The organism is Geobacillus sp. CCR (assembly GCF_052906625.1).
The window spans coordinates 1-15866 of sequence record NZ_JBREBQ010000014.1 but is presented as its reverse complement, the minus strand read 5'-3'; the positions used below and the strand labels follow the sequence as shown (position 1 = coordinate 15866).

At 54.1% G+C, this 15866-nt stretch carries 18 protein-coding genes, 1 tRNA gene, 1 rRNA gene and 1 pseudogene; 13 read left to right on the top strand and 8 right to left on the bottom strand.

Features of this window, described 5'->3' with window-relative positions:
- The first annotated feature begins 25 nt into the window (after nt 1–25).
- The 3 genes from ACVBDQ_RS08940 (at nt 26) to yugI (ending at nt 2166) form a co-directional block, all read left to right on the top strand.
- Complete coding sequence (locus ACVBDQ_RS08940) at nt 26–526, top strand: Lrp/AsnC family transcriptional regulator (protein WP_015375711.1); 501 nt, start codon at nt 26–28, stop codon at nt 524–526.
- Nucleotides 523–1695 carry an aminotransferase gene (locus ACVBDQ_RS08935; protein WP_446663181.1) on the top strand — a complete coding sequence of 391 codons (1173 nt, stop codon included), beginning with the start codon at nt 523–525 and terminating at the stop codon, nt 1693–1695. The genes ACVBDQ_RS08940 and ACVBDQ_RS08935 overlap by 4 nt, the downstream gene beginning before the upstream one ends.
- A 105-nt stretch (nt 1696–1800) precedes the next feature.
- A complete protein-coding gene (gene yugI / locus ACVBDQ_RS08930; protein WP_011232398.1) occupies nt 1801–2166 on the top strand; it encodes a S1 domain-containing post-transcriptional regulator GSP13 in 366 nt (121 codons plus the stop codon).
- A 103-nt stretch (nt 2167–2269) separates the two neighbouring features.
- Here yugI and ACVBDQ_RS08925 read toward each other — a convergent pair whose 3' ends face one another.
- Entirely contained in the window at nt 2270–2503 is a 234-nt protein-coding gene (locus ACVBDQ_RS08925) for a DUF378 domain-containing protein (RefSeq protein ID WP_011232397.1), read from the bottom strand.
- A 148-nt stretch (nt 2504–2651) separates the two neighbouring features.
- Between ACVBDQ_RS08925 and ACVBDQ_RS08920 the strand changes: the two genes are divergently transcribed.
- The 3 genes from ACVBDQ_RS08920 to ACVBDQ_RS08910 all read left to right on the top strand — a co-directional run bounded on the left by ACVBDQ_RS08920 (nt 2652) and on the right by ACVBDQ_RS08910 (nt 6360).
- On the top strand, nt 2652–3815 hold the full coding sequence (locus tag ACVBDQ_RS08920; protein WP_011232396.1) for an iron-containing alcohol dehydrogenase: 1164 nt from the start codon (nt 2652–2654) through the stop codon (nt 3813–3815).
- A 513-nt stretch (nt 3816–4328) separates the two neighbouring features.
- A complete protein-coding gene (locus ACVBDQ_RS08915) occupies nt 4329–5678 on the top strand; it encodes a glucose-6-phosphate isomerase (RefSeq protein WP_446663180.1) in 1350 nt (449 codons plus the stop codon).
- A 277-nt stretch (nt 5679–5955) separates the two neighbouring features.
- Entirely contained in the window at nt 5956–6360 is a 405-nt protein-coding gene (locus ACVBDQ_RS08910; protein WP_013144366.1) for a YugN-like family protein, read from the top strand.
- Here the strand turns inward: ACVBDQ_RS08910 and ACVBDQ_RS08905 are convergent.
- Entirely contained in the window at nt 6357–7352 is a 996-nt protein-coding gene (locus ACVBDQ_RS08905; RefSeq protein ID WP_047758271.1) for a potassium channel family protein, read from the bottom strand. The two genes, ACVBDQ_RS08910 and ACVBDQ_RS08905, sit on opposite strands and share 4 nt — an antisense overlap.
- A gap of 111 nt (nt 7353–7463) precedes the next feature.
- On the opposite strand from ACVBDQ_RS08905, the gene ACVBDQ_RS08900 reads away from it, so the two are divergent.
- Entirely contained in the window at nt 7464–7652 is a 189-nt protein-coding gene (locus tag ACVBDQ_RS08900) for an H-type small acid-soluble spore protein (RefSeq protein WP_013144368.1), read from the top strand.
- Between the two features lie 262 nt (nt 7653–7914).
- Here ACVBDQ_RS08900 and ACVBDQ_RS08895 read toward each other — a convergent pair whose 3' ends face one another.
- Nucleotides 7915–8268 carry an MFS transporter gene (locus ACVBDQ_RS08895; protein ID WP_011232392.1) on the bottom strand — a complete coding sequence of 118 codons (354 nt, stop codon included), beginning with the start codon at nt 8266–8268 and terminating at the stop codon, nt 7915–7917.
- Nucleotides 8269–8317: 49 nt separating this feature from the next.
- Nucleotides 8318–8488 (bottom strand): annotated as a pseudogene (locus ACVBDQ_RS08890) (MFS transporter); the annotation flags it as partial.
- Nucleotides 8489–8587: 99 nt separating this feature from the next.
- Between ACVBDQ_RS08890 and ACVBDQ_RS08885 the strand changes: the two are divergent.
- Both ACVBDQ_RS08885 and ACVBDQ_RS08880 read left to right on the top strand, forming a co-directional pair.
- Nucleotides 8588–9088, top strand: a complete 501-nt coding sequence (locus tag ACVBDQ_RS08885) for a GNAT family N-acetyltransferase (RefSeq protein ID WP_014196635.1) — start codon at nt 8588–8590, stop codon at nt 9086–9088.
- A gap of 57 nt (nt 9089–9145) precedes the next feature.
- Nucleotides 9146–9397 carry a hypothetical protein gene (locus ACVBDQ_RS08880; protein WP_011232390.1) on the top strand — a complete coding sequence of 84 codons (252 nt, stop codon included), beginning with the start codon at nt 9146–9148 and terminating at the stop codon, nt 9395–9397.
- A 212-nt stretch (nt 9398–9609) separates the two neighbouring features.
- Here the strand turns inward: ACVBDQ_RS08880 and ACVBDQ_RS08875 are convergent, their stop codons facing one another.
- Nucleotides 9610–10491: a thermonuclease family protein gene (locus tag ACVBDQ_RS08875; protein WP_025039336.1), complete on the bottom strand. Its 882-nt coding sequence runs from the start codon at nt 10489–10491 to the stop codon at nt 9610–9612.
- A 237-nt stretch (nt 10492–10728) separates the two neighbouring features.
- Between ACVBDQ_RS08875 and ACVBDQ_RS08870 the strand changes: the two genes are divergently transcribed.
- A complete protein-coding gene (locus ACVBDQ_RS08870; RefSeq protein ID WP_446663179.1) occupies nt 10729–12030 on the top strand; it encodes a DnaD domain protein in 1302 nt (433 codons plus the stop codon).
- A gap of 231 nt (nt 12031–12261) precedes the next feature.
- Here the strand turns inward: ACVBDQ_RS08870 and ACVBDQ_RS08865 are convergent.
- Together ACVBDQ_RS08865 and ACVBDQ_RS08860 are read right to left on the bottom strand one after the other, a co-directional pair.
- Nucleotides 12262–12334: transfer RNA gene (locus ACVBDQ_RS08865), tRNA-Ala, on the bottom strand.
- Between the two features lie 72 nt (nt 12335–12406).
- Nucleotides 12407–13084 (bottom strand): MgtC/SapB family protein, encoded by a 678-nt coding sequence (locus ACVBDQ_RS08860; protein WP_011232387.1) that lies wholly within the window; start codon nt 13082–13084, stop codon nt 12407–12409.
- 126 nt (nt 13085–13210) lie between these two features.
- On the opposite strand from ACVBDQ_RS08860, the gene ACVBDQ_RS08855 reads away from it, so the two are divergent.
- Nucleotides 13211–14119, top strand: a complete 909-nt coding sequence (locus ACVBDQ_RS08855) for a DMT family transporter (RefSeq protein ID WP_014196630.1) — start codon at nt 13211–13213, stop codon at nt 14117–14119.
- Here the strand turns inward: ACVBDQ_RS08855 and ACVBDQ_RS08850 are convergent.
- On the bottom strand, nt 14090–14908 hold the full coding sequence (locus ACVBDQ_RS08850) for a protein-glutamine gamma-glutamyltransferase (RefSeq protein ID WP_011232385.1): 819 nt from the start codon (nt 14906–14908) through the stop codon (nt 14090–14092). The genes ACVBDQ_RS08855 and ACVBDQ_RS08850 overlap by 30 nt on opposite strands.
- A gap of 89 nt (nt 14909–14997) precedes the next feature.
- Between ACVBDQ_RS08850 and ACVBDQ_RS08845 the strand changes: the two genes are divergently transcribed.
- Together ACVBDQ_RS08845 and ACVBDQ_RS08840 are read left to right on the top strand one after the other, a co-directional pair.
- Nucleotides 14998–15165, top strand: coding sequence for a hypothetical protein (locus ACVBDQ_RS08845; protein WP_236612571.1), 168 nt, complete (start codon nt 14998–15000; stop codon nt 15163–15165).
- A 483-nt stretch (nt 15166–15648) separates the two neighbouring features.
- A 16S ribosomal RNA gene (locus ACVBDQ_RS08840) occupies nt 15649–15866 on the top strand; the annotation flags it as partial.

The following is a 15866-nucleotide window of genomic DNA, read 5'->3' as shown; positions in this document are numbered from 1 at the left end:
GACTGATGAAATGGAGGGATGCTGCGTGAAATTGAGCGAAAAAGAGCTGGAAATTATCGAAATATTGGAAAAAGACGCGCGAACGCCGATCGATGTGCTGGCGAAGATGATCGATTTGCCGGTCGAGGAAACGGAAGCATTGGTTCGAAAGCTGGAAGAGGCGAAAGTGATCGTGCAATATACGGCGCTCATTGACTGGCGGAAGGCGGACGGACGCGAAGGGGTGACGGCGATGATCGACGTCAAGGTGACCCCGAAGCGCGGCGTCGGCTTTGACGAAGTGGCGGAGCGCATTTACCGATTCCCGGAAGTGAAATCGGTGTACTTAATGTCCGGCGCCTACGACTTATCGGTCGTGATCGAAGGGCGTTCGATGGCGGAAATCGCCCAATTTGTTTCCGAGAAGCTGTCGACGCTCGATTCTGTCATTTCAACGACGACCCATTTCATTTTGAAAAAATACAAACACGATGGCATCGTCTTTGACCAAGGAGATCAAGATCGCCGCATCGTGGTGTCGCCATGAAGCCGCAAACGAGAAAAACGTACGTGTCCAAGACGGTTGCGGGCTTGAAGCCATCCGGCATCCGCCGCTTTTTCGACCTTGCTTCCAGCATGGACGGCGTCATTTCGCTCGGCGTCGGCGAGCCGGATTTTGTCACGTCCTGGAGCATTCGCGAAGCGAGCATTTTGTCGCTCGAGCAAGGCTATACGTCGTATACGGCCAACGCCGGGCTCTTGGAGCTCCGCCAAGAAATCGCCGCTTATTTGCGCCGCAAGTTTCATGTCGACTACTGTCCGGAGACAGAAATTTTAGTGACGGTCGGGGCGAGCCAGGCCATCGACTTGGCGCTTAGGGCGATCATCAACCCGGGCGATGAAGTGATCATCGTCGAACCGAGTTTTGTCGCCTACGAGCCGCTTGTCGTGCTCGCGGGCGGGAAACCGGTGGCCGTTCACACGTCTGGCGAAGACAAGTTTCAGCTCAATCCGGTGCACCTTGAACGGGCGATCACCGAGCGGACGAAGGCGGTCATCATCTGCTCGCCGAACAACCCGACCGGAACGGTGCAGAGCCGCACGGAGCTTGAAGCGATCGCCCGTCTGGCTGAGGCGCATGACTTGCTCGTCATTGCCGATGAAATTTACGCCGAGCTGACGTATGAAGGAGAGTACACGAGCATGGCCGCTGTTAGCGGCATGCGCGAGCGGACGATTTTGATTTCCGGTTTTTCCAAAGGGTTTGCGATGACCGGTTGGCGGCTCGGGTTTGCGGCAGCGACTGACGAGATTTTGCAGGCGATGTTGAAAATCCATCAGTATGCCATGATGTGCGCGCCGACGATGGCGCAATATGGGGCGCTTGAGGCGCTTCGCAGCGGAGAGCGCGATGTCGCCGAGATGCGCAACAGCTACCGGCGGCGGCGCAACTATTTCGTCGCCTCGCTCAATGAAATCGGGCTGCCGTGCCATTTGCCGGGCGGCGCGTTTTACGCCTTCCCATCCATCAAGCCGACCGGTTTGACGTCGGAGCAGTTTGCTGAGCGGCTGCTCATCGAAGAAAAAGTAGCGGTCGTCCCCGGCAACGTCTTCGGCCAAAGCGGGGAAGGCTATATCCGCTGTTCATACGCTTCATCGCTCGAACAGCTGCAAGAAGCCATTAAGCGAATGAAACGGTTTTTGGCGCGCCTGTAACTGGGGATGTTCCGCCGTCGGCGGGACATCTTTTTTTGGGGTTTGCTGTCGGTCTATGTTATAATACAGAAACATAGACGAAATTCATCAATAGGAGTGTTTCGCTTGTCAACGATCAAACGAGGAGCGATCGTGAAAGGGAAGGTGACGGGCATTCAGCCGTATGGCGCGTTCGTCCAGCTTGAGGACGGCATGCAAGGGCTGATCCATATTTCTGAAATTTCCCATCAATTTGTGAAAGATGTGCGCGATTACGTCCATGTCGGGGATGAAGTGACGGTCAAGGTGTTGGACGTCGATCGAAAGGCGAGGAGGGCGAGCCTGTCCCTAAAGGCGCTTGAACCCGCCGAGGAAAAGGAAAAACGCCATATGCGCATGAAAATGCCGCTCAAGTCGGGGTTTCGCCCGTTGAAGGAAAAACTGCGCGAATGGATTGAGCAGTCCAAGAAAGAAGATGGACCGAAACCATAAGAACCCTGCCGCCAAGCGGCGAGAGTCCATGACGCTTTTGGGCCGGGAGAGGCGCAAAAAGAAGACACCCACCGCCAAGCGGTGCGTGTCCCTTTGTGTTTCATTATGTGCGCGATGTCTTTGGCTCGGTGCGCCCAAGTTCTTCGGCCGGTTTAAATAAAAGCGCCAAGTTGATCAAGCCGGCGATGCCGACCAAGCTGTAGATGATGCGCGACCAAACGGAGTCTTGGCCGCCGAAAATGGCGGCGACTAAGTCAAATTGGAAAAAGCCGATCAGTCCCCAGTTAATGGCGCCGATAATGGTCAACAATAGCGCAATGCGCTGCAATGCTCCCATCTTGTTTGCCTCCTTTGGAAAATTTCTTTTCAACTTATAGGATGAATCGCAGTCGTGAAAAATATGCATCGTTTGCCGCCAAAGCAGTTGGCTTTACAACCGGTGGCAGGCGCTGCCATAATAGATTCAGGAAAAGGAGGGCATCCATATGCAAGAGTTTATTTTCCGCAACCCGACGAAACTGATTTTCGGAAAAGGGCAGCTCGAACGGCTCAAAGAAGAAGTGCCGCGCTACGGCAAGAAAGTGCTGCTCGTGTATGGCGGCGGCAGCATCAAACGAAACGGATTGTATGAGGAAGTCATGAAGATATTGGGGAATATTGGCGCCGAGGTCATCGAACTGCCAGGCGTCGAACCGAACCCGCGCGTCTCGACCGTAAGAAAAGGGGTGGACATTTGCAAGCGGGAAGGCGTCGAATTTTTGCTGGCGGTTGGCGGCGGCAGCGTCATCGACTGCACGAAAGCGATCGCCGCCGGGGCGAAATTCGATGGCGATCCGTGGGAGTTTATCACGAAAAAAGCGCCCGTCACCGGCGCCCTGCCGTTTGGCGTCGTCTTGACGCTGGCGGCGACCGGGTCGGAGATGAATTCTGGTTCGGTGATCACAAACTGGGAGACGAAAGAAAAATACGGCTGGGGCAGCCCGTTTACGTTCCCGCAATTTTCGATTTTGGATCCGACGTATACGATGACCGTTCCGAAAGACCATACGGTTTACGGCATTGTCGATATGATGTCGCATGTGTTTGAGCAATATTTCCACCATACGCCGAACACGCCATTGCAAGACCGGATGTGTGAAGCGGTGTTGAAAACCGTGATCGAAACGGCGCCCAAACTGATCAACGATTTGGAAAACTACGAGCTGCGCGAGACGATCATGTACTCGGGCACGATCGCCTTAAACGGCTTCTTGCAAATGGGCGTCCGCGGCGACTGGGCGACGCACAATATTGAGCATGCCGTTTCCGCCGTGTATGACATCCCGCACGCCGGGGGATTGGCGATTTTGTTCCCGAACTGGATGAAGCATGTGCTCGATGAAAATGTCAGCCGTTTCGCCCAGCTCGCGGTGCGCGTCTTTGATGTCGATCCGGCGGGCAAATCGGAGCGGGATGTGGCGCTTGAAGGCATCGAGCGGCTGCGCGAGTTCTGGTCGAGCCTCGGGGCGCCGTCGCGGCTTGCGGACTATGGCATCGGCGAGGAAAACTTGGAGCTGATGGCCGATAAAGCGATGGCGTTTGGCGAGTTCGGCCGTTTCAAAACATTGAACCGCGATGATGTGCTCGCCATTTTGCGCGCTTCCCTGTAATGAGGCGATGCGGCGGTTTCGCGAATCAATCGATGATGGCGCCGGCTCGGCGACGGAATCTGCCTGAGCTGGCGCTTTTCCTATTTTCTTGGTTTGCCTGGGTGCGCTCCCAATCCCGCAGGACGGCGGAAAGGGAGGAGGGCGCGAAAAACAGCCGCCTCGCCCGAATCCATGGTTCTCGAATGAGGAAAAAGCACAACGTTGATTACGTTTCTTGAGGCGAGCAGCCTGAGCCCCTAGAAGGCTGGTGAAAAACGAGTTTTGTTCCCAAATCGGCGACGTTTCATCAGGAAAGAAGACGAACTTCACAAGGTTTCTCTAATTGAAAAATGGTTGGGATAAGCTGTCTTTTTCGTTGCATCACCATCCCTCCAGGTGTCACGCAAGGAAATCGGCGCGGCGAACATGGCGAAAAATGAATCCGTTTCCAAAAAAGGTGGGCTGCTTGATTTCCCTTGTTTATTCCGCTAAAGTGAAAGAAGACAATGATTCTTGAAGGGGAGGCGGAAATCGATGACCCACATTCGCTTTGACTATTCCAAAGCGCTCGCCTTTTTTGGCGAACATGAGCTTACATACTTGCGCGATGCGGTGAAAGTCGCGCATCATTCGCTTCACGAAAAAACCGGAACCGGGAGCGACTTTTTAGGCTGGCTTGACTGGCCGGTCGACTATGACAAAGACGAATTCGCCCGCATCAAGGAGGCGGCGAAAAAGATTCAATCAGACTCCGATGTCCTTCTTGTGATCGGCATCGGCGGCTCGTATCTTGGCGCGCGCGCGGCGATTGAGATGCTGCATCATTCGTTTTACAACGCCTTGCCAAAAGAAAAGCGGAAAACGCCGCAAATCATTTTTGTCGGCAACAACATCAGCTCGACGTACATGAAAGACGTCATCGATTTCTTGGAAGGAAAAGACTTCTCGATCAACGTCATTTCCAAATCGGGGACGACGACCGAGCCGGCGATCGCGTTCCGTATTTTCCGCAAACTGCTCGAGGATAAATACGGCAAAGAGGAAGCGCGCCGCCGCATTTATGCGACGACGGACAGCAAGCGCGGCGCGTTAAGAACGCTCGCCAACGAGGAAGGGTATGAAACGTTTGTCATTCCGGATGACATCGGCGGCCGCTACTCGGTGCTGACGGCGGTCGGGTTGCTGCCGATTGCCGCAAGCGGCGCGGACATTAACGCCATGATGGAAGGAGCGGCCAAAGCGCGTGACGATTTCAGCTCCTCGGAGCTTGAGGAAAACGCCGCTTACCAATACGCCGCCATCCGCAACATTTTGTACAACAAAGGGAAAACGATCGAGCTGCTCGTCAACTACGAACCAGCGCTGCACTATTTCGCCGAATGGTGGAAGCAGCTGTTCGGCGAAAGCGAAGGGAAGGATCAAAAAGGCATTTACCCGGCTTCCGCTGATTTCTCGACCGATTTGCATTCGCTCGGCCAATACATTCAAGAAGGGCGCCGCGATTTGTTTGAAACAGTGTTGAAGCTGGAAGAACCGCGTCATGAGCTGATCATTGAAGCCGAAGAAAACGACCTCGACGGGCTGAACTATTTGGCGGGAAAAACGGTTGATTTCGTCAACACAAAAGCGTTCGAAGGGACGCTGCTCGCCCATACGGACGGCGGCGTGCCGAACTTGGTCATCACGTTGCCGAAGCTCGATGAATATACGTTCGGCTACCTTGTCTACTTCTTTGAAAAAGCATGCGCCATGAGCGGCTACTTGCTCGGGGTGAATCCATTTGACCAACCGGGAGTGGAAGCATACAAAAAGAATATGTTCGCCCTCCTCGGCAAACCAGGCTATGAGCAGTTGAAGGAAGAACTGGAGAAACGGTTGAAATAACAACGTGTTCCATCGCCAAGCCGCTGTTTTCTCGGGGGAGATGACTCGCGGCTCGACCCGAGTCGCGCCCAAAATGGCGGACGGAACGACGGAAAAAGCGCCTCTTCCCTTTTGCGGGGGAAGAGGTGTTTTGTTATACATGAACCGGGTCGTTCGGCCGCACAACGCCCGGGCGAGGGTTTATTGCTCCCTGCCGTTTTTCGCCAAGCGTCTGAAGCTGCCGCGGACAAATAATCCCCGCCGAACGGGAAACGATAAAAGAAAGGAGGGATTGTGCATGATTGAAATGCCATCGCGTTTGGAAGGAAAACAATTTCAACTGTACCATTTGGAAGAGCAATTAAAACCAATGGGATATACAATCGGCGGCGGGTGGGACTACGATCACGGCTATTTCGACTACAAAATCGCCGATGACGCGGGCTATCAGTTTTTGCGCGTGCCGTTTCGGGCGGTCGACGGGCAGCTTGATTCGCACGGAACGACGGTGGAGCTTGGGCGGCCGTTTTTGCTTGCGCATAAATACCAACGGGGCATCGATGATTTCGCCGATGTCGGCAACATCAGCGCCTCATTCAATCAGTTTGCCGAGCCGCAAGACCCGGATGCGACCGTACCCGAGCGATACATTTCCGTCGGAAAGGCGCTTGTCCAAGAACTGGAGCGCCGCCTGCTCGATTAAGGGGCAAGCGCGAACAGGCGGTCGCTTTGTTGAATCGGGCGGTCCGGTGCAACGGAAATCGCTCCGTGATCTCCATGGATGACGCCAAGCAGCGTCACGTTTTGCTTGAGCAGCTGCTGTTGAACGGCGGCGAATGGCTGGCCGATTTGCTGTTCGTCTGGCTCGAGAAGGCAGAGCGTCTGTCCGTCCAGGCGGTAAAGCGCCGTCTCCCACACGCTGGCGGCGCCCGGCGAGCGAAGGCTGGCGGCCATGGCGAAACTCGCCAGCAAGTTTGTCTGAATCACCTCATCCGCCCCGGCGCGGAAGGCGTTCTGGACGTTTCGGCCCGTTAGGATTTCCACGATGGCGTACACCGACGGGTTGAGGCTTTTGGCGGCAAGCAGCGTGACAATCGTATCTTTATCGGCTTCCGCTTCCGCTTTATGCGGATCGGCGGTGATGAGCAAAAAACGCGCTTCTTGAATATTGGCCTTCTCCAGCACCGCATCGTCGCTTGCCGTTCCTTTAATGAAATGAACCGGCGCGTTCAGAAGCGGGTGGGACGGAACAGTGGCGTCGATGAGAACGAAGCGCATGGAGGCGTCGTGCCGCGCGAGGCGGAGCAGCACCTCGCGCGCCCGCTCGTTCCAGCCGACGATCACCGCATGGCCGCGCTCTGTATACCGGAGCTGTCCGCTTGTAAAGGCGGTTTCCCGGGCGGCGGCCGCGGCGGAGACGGAAGCGAAATAAGCGGTGAGGATGCCGGTGCCAAGGATGATAAGCCCAATGGCCGCGAGTTTTCCGGAGACCGTTTTCGGGACGATGTCGCCGTAGCCGATTGTCGCCGACGTCACGATCGCCCACCACACGCCGTCGAACACCGTGCGGAACGTCTCTGGTTCAATGAAGCGCATCAGCGCGCCAAACAGCACGATCAACGCGCTTGCCGAGACAAACAGACGAAGCACGGGCGGCCAGCGCCAATACGATAACAGCACGTTCCTTGTTCTCATCGTCCACCCCTCTTTTGCTTTTGTCTTTTTTAGTGTGAGCCGTTTTTGCATAAACATTCCTGTTTTTTCCCATACTAGGAAACGGAACATCACAGAAAGGGGACAGTGGTCATGGATATGAACCGTGTCAAACAAATCGTTTCTTCCCCTGCCGATATCCCGGTGTATTACAACGGCGTGTCGGTATGGATTGACGGGTATGATGAAGAAAAACAGACGGCGACCGTCCATTTGCGCGATGGCCGGCTTCATGAGCGCCGGGATGTGCCGGTTTCGGAATTGACGGAAGAGCGGGAGTGAAAAGGGGAGGCCGGCTGACAGTGCGGGAGCCTTCTTGCGTTGCTTGGTTCGAGTAAAGGCGTTTTCCGGCATGAAGCGTCCGGGCGGCCCGCAAGAAAACGGTTGTTGTTCGCCGTCTGTTTCGTGAACAAGACGGCTTTTCAGACGACAATCAGAGGGAGTCGGTGCAAGGACGTAGACATCGGATGAAACGTTGATGGAGCGAAAGACGGGGAAATCCGCCGCTTGCCGAACGACATGTCGGGCAAGCGGCTTCGTTTTGTCAGACAGCGGATTGGCGGCGCGTCCGGGCAACGCGCACCGTCAACAGCAAGGCGCAGGCGAAAAAGAGAATATCATCGATTCCGTAGACGAGATGATACCCTCCAGCGGCAAACAGCGCGCTGCCGATCATTGGTCCGAACGCCATGCCCATATAGCGGAAAAAGTTGTACACGCCGATCGCTGTCGAGCGGTTCGCTTGAAAAACGTTCGTCAGTACGGTCGTCTGCACTGGGAGCGAAAGGCCTAAAAACAAGCCGAACAAGGCGATGGCCAAAACAAGCAGCGAAAGCGATCGTTGGGCCGCGATCAAGAAAAAGAAAATGGACAGCACGGTCAAGTACGATGCCGCCAAGCAGCACCGTCCTCCGTCCTTTCCGGTCGGTGAGCGGGCCATAGACGATTTGCATCATCGCCAGGAAGAAAGTGAAAATGGAAATCGTCAAGTTGATCAAAAACGAAGAAGTCGCAAACGCCTCCCGCACTTCTGGTAAAATAGGAGTGTAAATCGTTTGCGTAAACGGGCCGAGAAACGCGGCGAGCGACACAAGATAGACGACAAGCTGGCGTTTCATCTCTTTCCCCTTTCTTTGTTTGTACATATGTATCATTATACTCTCGCTTTTTTCACTGATGGAAATAAAATGACTGTTTGCAAAAGGGGAGATGGAAAGATGGAATCATGTTTGATCCGCGATGCGGCCGCGGTGGATTTGCCGCACATCGTCCGCATTTATAATGAAACGATCCCAAGCCGGATGGTGACGGCGGACTTGGAGCCGGTGTCGGTCGAAAGCCGGCGGGCGTGGTTTGAGGCCCATGACCCGCACAATCGTCCGCTTTGGGTCGTCGAGGACGACGGCGCGGTTTGCGCCTGGCTCAGCTTTCAGTCGTTTTACGGCCGCCCGGCGTACCGCCATACGGCGGAGGTAAGCATTTATATCGCCGAAACGCACCGCGGCCGGGGGCTTGGGACGAAGCTGCTCGAGCGGGCGGTCGAACGGGCGCCCGAACTTGGGATCAAGACGCTGCTCGGCTTTATTTTTGCGCATAATGAACCAAGTTTGCGGCTTTTCTCCCGCTTCGGATTTGAACGATGGGGATATTTTCCGCGCGTGGCGGAATTGGACGGCGTGGAACGCGATTTGGTCATTGTCGGCAAACGGCTTGTATAGAATGGGGGGAGGCGGGGAAGTCATAAGTAATGAGGATGAACGGAAAGAGGGAAGGATATGAACGTCATGCCGATTCGGCTGTTTACGATCCAAGATGGGGAAGGATTTGTCGCTGACGCGTTTCAATGCCCGGTGACCGGCAATTTGATTTACAAATCGTCCGGCACGCCGTCCGTTGTCGCATATGCAGACTTGACCGACGAACAAATCATGCGCCTTGAGAAATACGGATTTCGGCGGCTCGGCGAGTCGCCGGCGCGGATGGAAAGCGGCCCGGACGGCATTGAAGAGCTGCTGCCGAGGCAATGAGGGAGAAAGAAAACGAGGTGAAAACGTTGAAGAAAAGGCCTGCCCGCTGGGGACAGGCTTTTTCTTTTCCCCAGAAGGCCGGCGAAACCCAACGGATTCGCTCGATCCGTTCGTGAGAAAGCTCAAGGGATGAAACTGCGGCGCTGCAAGGTTTTTTCAATTTGAAAAACATTGTTGCAAAGCCTGATATTCGTTCCATCACCGGCCGTTGATCATGTCAACCGGCGGATGAGCCAATAGAGCGCGGCGGCCGCCGCTAGGCCAAGCAGCGTATAAAGAACCGGACGGCCGGATCGTTCGAGCGGCGTTTTGTTCTCCAAAGCCGGCGGGTGAACGGTCTTGGCCGTCTTTTCCCCGGTCTGCGGCCGCGTTTCCGTCCCTGCCCCCTCCCTCTCTCCAGAGGCGTGCTTGCCGTACATGCCTGCTCCGGTTCGTTTCGCCTCCTCGTACGCCTTGCGGACGCGCGCTTCGTATTTGTAATCGCCATAGTCATAAAAGTCTTCGACAAGTCCGGCTTTGGCGAGGTCTTCTTGCAGCAGGCGCTTGCCGACCCACACCCAGGCGAGCAGCCGCTGGTATTTGTCAAACAGCGCGTCTCCGTCGGTCTCAAGCAAAATGTTCCCTTGATGCAAGCGGGAACATGTAAATCGGCTTGCTTCTTTCCCATACGGTTCGACTTGGATCGTGCTCTCCGGCGTATCAATGAACAAAAACCTCGTCGTGTATACATGGCCGTTGACGCGGAATTTCGCCGTATCGCCGTCGATGCACTCGACCAATTCAGCCGGGTAGGTGCGGCCAAGGCGCAACGTAGAACGATCTTCTTTCTTCCCCAGTGTATGGCCGTCCAGGTCGATTCGCTCTGGGGTGAGATGCCGCTTGCATCGTTCATTGCCGTTGTATGTTTGAATAAGCTGGACAAGCTCTTGTTTCGTTTTCGCCTGCTTCGCCAGCGCAGTCGGCTCATGGAGCAAATACACGCAGTCGCTGCCGCGGAAGTGCCCGCCCAACTCATCAAGCTCGCCAGGGTGGGCAAAAGCGGAAATCGGGAACATCAACAGGAAACAAAACAAGAATATGACCATTCGTTTCAAAAACGATCCCTCCACTCGAAAAACATTTCTTCCTCTTGAACAAAAACCGGATGTCCGCAATGGATGGGTTTCAGCACACGATCGCACATGTTATGCCGGTTTTTTCCGTTTTTCAGCGAAAAATCAAGCCAATATGGCCGTTATCGCGCTGTTAGGCGGTTTGCGTTCGTTCACGATAAAGTTTATCAAAAAAGTGGAACGATGAGGAAACATCTCGTCTGAGGGGGAGAGGATGACATGTCCAACTTGCTTTTCGATGATCAACCGTTGGTCATTTTGCCGCAACTCGCTTTGGCGATCGGGTTGAACGAAAGCATCGTTGTTCAGCAGCTGCATTATTGGCTCAAGAAAAGCGAAAACGTCCATGACGGCTATAAGTGGGTGTACAACACGTATGCAGACTGGCAGCGACAATTCCCGTTCTGGTCGGAAAGCACGATTCGCCGGATCATTCTTAAACTGGAAAAAATGGGGATCATCGTCGCGGCGAATTTCAACCGCTCCAAGATCGATAAAACGAAATGGTATCGGATCGACTATGACAAACTGGCCGAAATAACGAAAGAAATATCAGAAATGTCGGACGGACAACATGGGCAGGCGGCAGATGATGGCGTGATGACCGCGCACAATGGTGTTTCGATCGTTCAAGGTGCGGTTTCGTTCACTCAAAACGGGGTTTCGTTCGTTCACGATGAGGGTTTGACGACGCACGATGGGGATTCGATTGTGCAAGATGGCATCTCGGCCGTTCAAGGCGGCGCTTCTGTGGTTCAAGGGGGGATGTTGACGGCTCAAGATGGCATTTTGACGGTTCAAAATAGGGTTTTGCCCACTGAAGATGGGGGGGCGATGAGGCAAAGCAGCGTTTCGACGATTCAACAAGATCAGATTTCGGCCGTTTACGATGGCGTTTCGATCGGCCAAAATGAGCAGACGATGGGCGAAACAGTCCGTCCATTTGCACAAAATGAACCATCCAGCTGGTCAAACTGGGCGGTCGAGGTGCTCAATTTGACAAGACCAATACCAGAGACGACAACAGAGATGACATCAGAGATCAAAAGAGAAGACGAAGAAGACGCGCGCGTGCGCACATACAAGGAGATCGTTCGCTTCTGTGAGGAAAACGGGTTTGGCGTGATCGGCGATTATTTGCGGGAAAAGATCAATGCATGGGTGGACGATGCGTCCGAGGAATTGGTGTTGGAAGCATTGAAAATCGCGGTGGAAAACGGCGCCAAACGGTGGGTGTACGTGGAAACGATTTTGCGCGACTGGACGGAAAAAGGGTATCGCACCGTGGACGAAGTGCGCGCCGCGCGGTTGGCGTTTCGAAAAGAGCGGATGAAGCAACGATCCGCCCCGCCTTCATCCGATGGCGGCAGAACGATGCGGAAACCGATCCGCACCGAGATCGTGCCGGATTGGCTGAAGATGGATTACAGCCAGCCGGAAGACGACGACTTTGACATCGAGCAGGCGCGCCGTGAGTTGGAGGAACGTCTGAAAAAATACAAAACCAACCCGGACGGATGAAGCCGAAGGGCGTAAGAGTCCGAGGAGTCTCATCTCATGACGGGACGTGAACCGAGCGATTTCTTGTGTGCCCCACGATTTGAGGTTCAGTCAGGTCGTTCACTGGTGCTGGCGCCCCTTCACGTTTAGATGGTGGGAGGCTTCTTTTGGGAATTTGTTCACAGGGGGATGGCTCATCGCCATCTCCCGAAACAAAAATAAAAAACCCTTGCACGGCAAGGGTTGGGCAAATGGAGCATACCGGGCTCGAACCGGTGACCTTCGCGCTGCCAGCACGACGCTCTCCCAACTGAGCTAATGCCCCAAAAAAGGATATGGATGATCTGTCCATGTCCCATTATATATATGGATGCGGACAATTGCAATCCTTTTTTGATCACCCGCTTTCAATATCAACGTGCACGACATCGTCAATGGAGCGGATGACGTAGTAAAGTTCGGCGGTCGAGCGCTTTTGGTCAATGACGGCTCTTAGTTTCAGCAAATGTTCATTCTCTTCAACGTCTTTAATGCGCATCGTTTTAATGTTGATGTCCTGTTGTTTTAAATGGTCGATGACCTTTGTAATGTTTTTGGCGTCCGCCACGGTGATTTGCAACAGCACCTCTTTTTCGCGCAGCTGCTTTGGTCCAAAAAAATTGATCAAAAACGGAATGAGTTCCACACTGACAATGAGAAGCGCGACGCCGAACGCCGATTCCCAATAGAAGCCTGCGCCGACCGCTACTCCAATCCCTGCCGCCCCCCAAATGATCGCGGCGGTTGTCAGCCCGGTGATGCTGTCGTTGCCGCGGCGCAAAATGACGCCTGCTCCTAAAAAACCGACCCCGGACACAATTTGCGCCGCCAGTCGAAGCGGGTCCATCGTAATATGGTCTTTGAGCGGAAAGACGTACGCCGATTCGATCGAAACGATTGTAAGCAAGCAGCTGGAAATGGAAATCACAAGACACGTTTTCAAACCGACCGGTTTTCGCTTCAATTCCCGTTCCAGCCCAATGATCAGCCCGAGAATGGCGGAAATCCCTAGTTTGAGGAACGGATCAAACATCATCGTTTCTCACCTCGTTCATGGTATAATGTAAGAAAACGTTCGTGAACCATTTTTGTCCGCCCTTCCGCATGAAAGTGGTAGATCAGGGCGCACACTCCTTTTCGTAGAAAGTGAGTTGGCAGAAACATGAAGCCGCCAAGCACAGCAAAGGCTTATGCCGCTCTATTCATCGGCGCGCTTGCCGTGTCAACATCGGCCATTTTCGTCAAATGGTCGCAGGCGCCGTCCGCGGTGATCGCCTTTTATCGGCTCTTTTTGGCCGTCGCCATCATGACGCCGTTGTTCCTCCGGCATCGAAGCGAACTCCGAGGCGTCTCCCGGCGCGATTGGCTGTTTTCGCTTTGTTCTGGGGTTTTGCTTGCCTTTCATTTTATCCTTTGGTTTGAATCGCTCGACTATACATCCGTCGCCAGTTCGGTCGTGCTTGTGACGCTGCAGCCGCTGTTTGCCTTCGCAGGCGGCGCGTTGTTTTTCCGCGAACGGTTGACCGTCGGCGCGGTCGGGAGCGCGGTGTTGGCCATGATCGGCAGCATCCTCATCAGCTGGGGAGACTTCCGCGTCAGCGGGGAAGCGCTGTACGGCGATGGATTGGCGCTGCTTGCGTGCGCGTTTGTCACGGCGTATTGGCTGTTCGGCCAAGAGGTGCGACAACGGTTGTCATTGATGACGTATACCTATATCGTCTATAGCATCAGCGCGGCGGTGTTGTGGCTGTACGCGATGCTGTTTCGCCTTTCGCTGACGGCGTATCAGCTGACGGATTGGCTTTGTTTTCTCGCCCTCGCCGTCATTCCAACGCTGCTCGGCCATTCGGTGATGAACTGGGCGGTCAAATGGGTCAGCGCCTCGACGGTGTCGATGGCGATTTTATTTGAACCGATCGGCGCTTCCGCCTTGGCCTACTGGCTGTTTGGCGAACCGATCCGTCCGTTTCAATGGATCGGCGGTATTTTTATTTTAACAGGAATCGCCCTGTATTTGTGGGAGAAAAACGAAAAAGGTCCGCTAACGGTGCAAGAACGCAGCGGACCCTAGCGTTCCAAAGATAAAGGAAGAGCGGCGGATCGGCAGGCGGAATTCATCGAAGCCGCGGGCGAATTGGGACAAATAAGCGAAATCGACTTGCGTGATATCGGGAAGCAGGTAAGCGGATTTCGTGGCTCCCCGCTTTCGTTTTCGATTGAGCGCGGCGATGATGCCCTCCTTTGTTTGAATGCCGATGCCATGCCCGTAAAAGAAGCCGTCGCCTAAGTAAATGGCATTTTCCCCTTGCCATTGCGGCGTCAACGGATCGAATTCCGGGTTTTTAAAATAGAGGCAATCTCCGGGGAGAAAGTGTTCATCTTTTTTTGTTTGAATGCCAAGATCCCGGTCGGTATGCCAGTCATACAGCAGCAAATCCGCAAACAGCCGGTTGAATGCCGCTGGATCGATTACGTCAAGCACGGCCTTGTAAAACACGATGACGATCGCGGTCGCGCATTCAAACGCGTATCGCTCGCTATGGACAAAAATGTCCTGAATCGCTTCGGAAGCCGTGACATCTGGGCGAAGACGGAAGCCGCCGCGCTCGTCCCGCGTCCAAAAATCGCTGTTGCAGCGCGAAAAACGGAAAATGGCAAACCGCGCCCGGCTTTTCGCCAACTCGCCCGCCGCCCGAACAATGCGGTCGCGCAAGGCGATTTCAAATCGAAGCTGGTGTTTATTTGCATACGTATACAACTTAGGCGAGGAAACAAGGGCATCTAAGATTCGTTGTTCGCTGGCCGGAAGCGAAAACGAACTAGAAACGTCAAAGTTGATTGGTGATAACACGCGAATCAAAGTGAAGAAGCCTCCTTGATGAAAGGATCGCAACAACGATATAGATGCAAAACGGAAAAGTTCTCCACGTCCTTGACGAAAAAAGTCGCTTGCCTATTTCGACCGCCCGAGGCAAACAGCCGTCTTCTTCGCTGCACCTTGGCGTGGCGGAAGACGGAACGACTACCTGCTTCACAGACCCAGGCGTGGGGCTGGAAGCGGCGTTGTTCGGTCGCCTGACAGTCCATCCAGTCGCTCTGCAAAAGCCGTCGATGTGAAGGCGTCCAATCGCATCTATATAGCGATGCCATAGAAGAAATGTATGCACTCGCGCCGGTGTTCATTCCCCTTTTTTAGGAAAAGAACGCTTTCCTGTGGGATGGAGAAGAGGGAACGGGGATGGATCAGCGCGTCCTAAAATTTTTTTAAAAAAGGTATTGCTTTTTTCGAGTTAAGGTGGTATATTAGAAAACGTCGCTGATCAAAGAGGTTGTTTGACAGCGATGCGAAGCAAAAAAGCAGTTGACATCCAAAAAGATGTTATGCTAACATAAAAGAGCTGTTTGAGAGAGACAAAACAGTCGAAAGCTTGTTCCTTGAAAACTGAACGAAACGAAGCGCAACGAAAAGCTGAGGCCCGCGGGTCGCCGCGATGGGCAAATGTTCTTCGCCTGCAGGGATTTACAATCCCGAAGGCGAAGGTTATTTGACCCCGAGCGGCGGCGGGCCGAAGCTGGACAATCCGAAAAGCCAATCAACTTTCTTTGGAGAGTTTGATCCTGGCTCAGGACGAACGCTGGCGGCGTGCCTAATACATGCAAGTCGAGCGGACCAAATCGGAGCTTGCTCTGGTTTGGTCAGCGGCGGACGGGTGAGTAACACGTGGGCAACCTGCCCGCAAGACCGGGATAACTCCGGGAAACCGGAGCTAATACCGGATAACACCGAAGACCGCATGGTCTTTGGTTGAAAGGCGGCC

Excerpts from the sequence above, each read along its gene's own strand:
- ACVBDQ_RS08855 (WP_014196630.1), top strand. The coding sequence starts at position 13,211 with ATGAAGCCGCCAAGCACAGCAAAGGCTTATGCCGCTCTATTCATCGGC.
- ACVBDQ_RS08920 (WP_011232396.1), top strand. The coding sequence starts at position 2,652 with ATGCAAGAGTTTATTTTCCGCAACCCGACGAAACTGATTTTCGGAAAA.
- ACVBDQ_RS08905 (WP_047758271.1), bottom strand. The coding sequence starts at position 7,352 with ATGAGAACAAGGAACGTGCTGTTATCGTATTGGCGCTGGCCGCCCGTG.
- ACVBDQ_RS08915 (WP_446663180.1), top strand. The coding sequence starts at position 4,329 with ATGACCCACATTCGCTTTGACTATTCCAAAGCGCTCGCCTTTTTTGGC.
- ACVBDQ_RS08880 (WP_011232390.1), top strand. The coding sequence starts at position 9,146 with ATGAACGTCATGCCGATTCGGCTGTTTACGATCCAAGATGGGGAAGGA.
- ACVBDQ_RS08910 (WP_013144366.1), top strand. The coding sequence starts at position 5,956 with ATGATTGAAATGCCATCGCGTTTGGAAGGAAAACAATTTCAACTGTAC.
- ACVBDQ_RS08925 (WP_011232397.1), bottom strand. The coding sequence starts at position 2,503 with ATGGGAGCATTGCAGCGCATTGCGCTATTGTTGACCATTATCGGCGCC.
- ACVBDQ_RS08860 (WP_011232387.1), bottom strand. The coding sequence starts at position 13,084 with ATGATGTTTGATCCGTTCCTCAAACTAGGGATTTCCGCCATTCTCGGG.
- ACVBDQ_RS08885 (WP_014196635.1), top strand. The coding sequence starts at position 8,588 with ATGGAATCATGTTTGATCCGCGATGCGGCCGCGGTGGATTTGCCGCAC.
- ACVBDQ_RS08935 (WP_446663181.1), top strand. The coding sequence starts at position 523 with ATGAAGCCGCAAACGAGAAAAACGTACGTGTCCAAGACGGTTGCGGGC.
- ACVBDQ_RS08870 (WP_446663179.1), top strand. The coding sequence starts at position 10,729 with ATGTCCAACTTGCTTTTCGATGATCAACCGTTGGTCATTTTGCCGCAA.
- ACVBDQ_RS08900 (WP_013144368.1), top strand. The coding sequence starts at position 7,464 with ATGGATATGAACCGTGTCAAACAAATCGTTTCTTCCCCTGCCGATATC.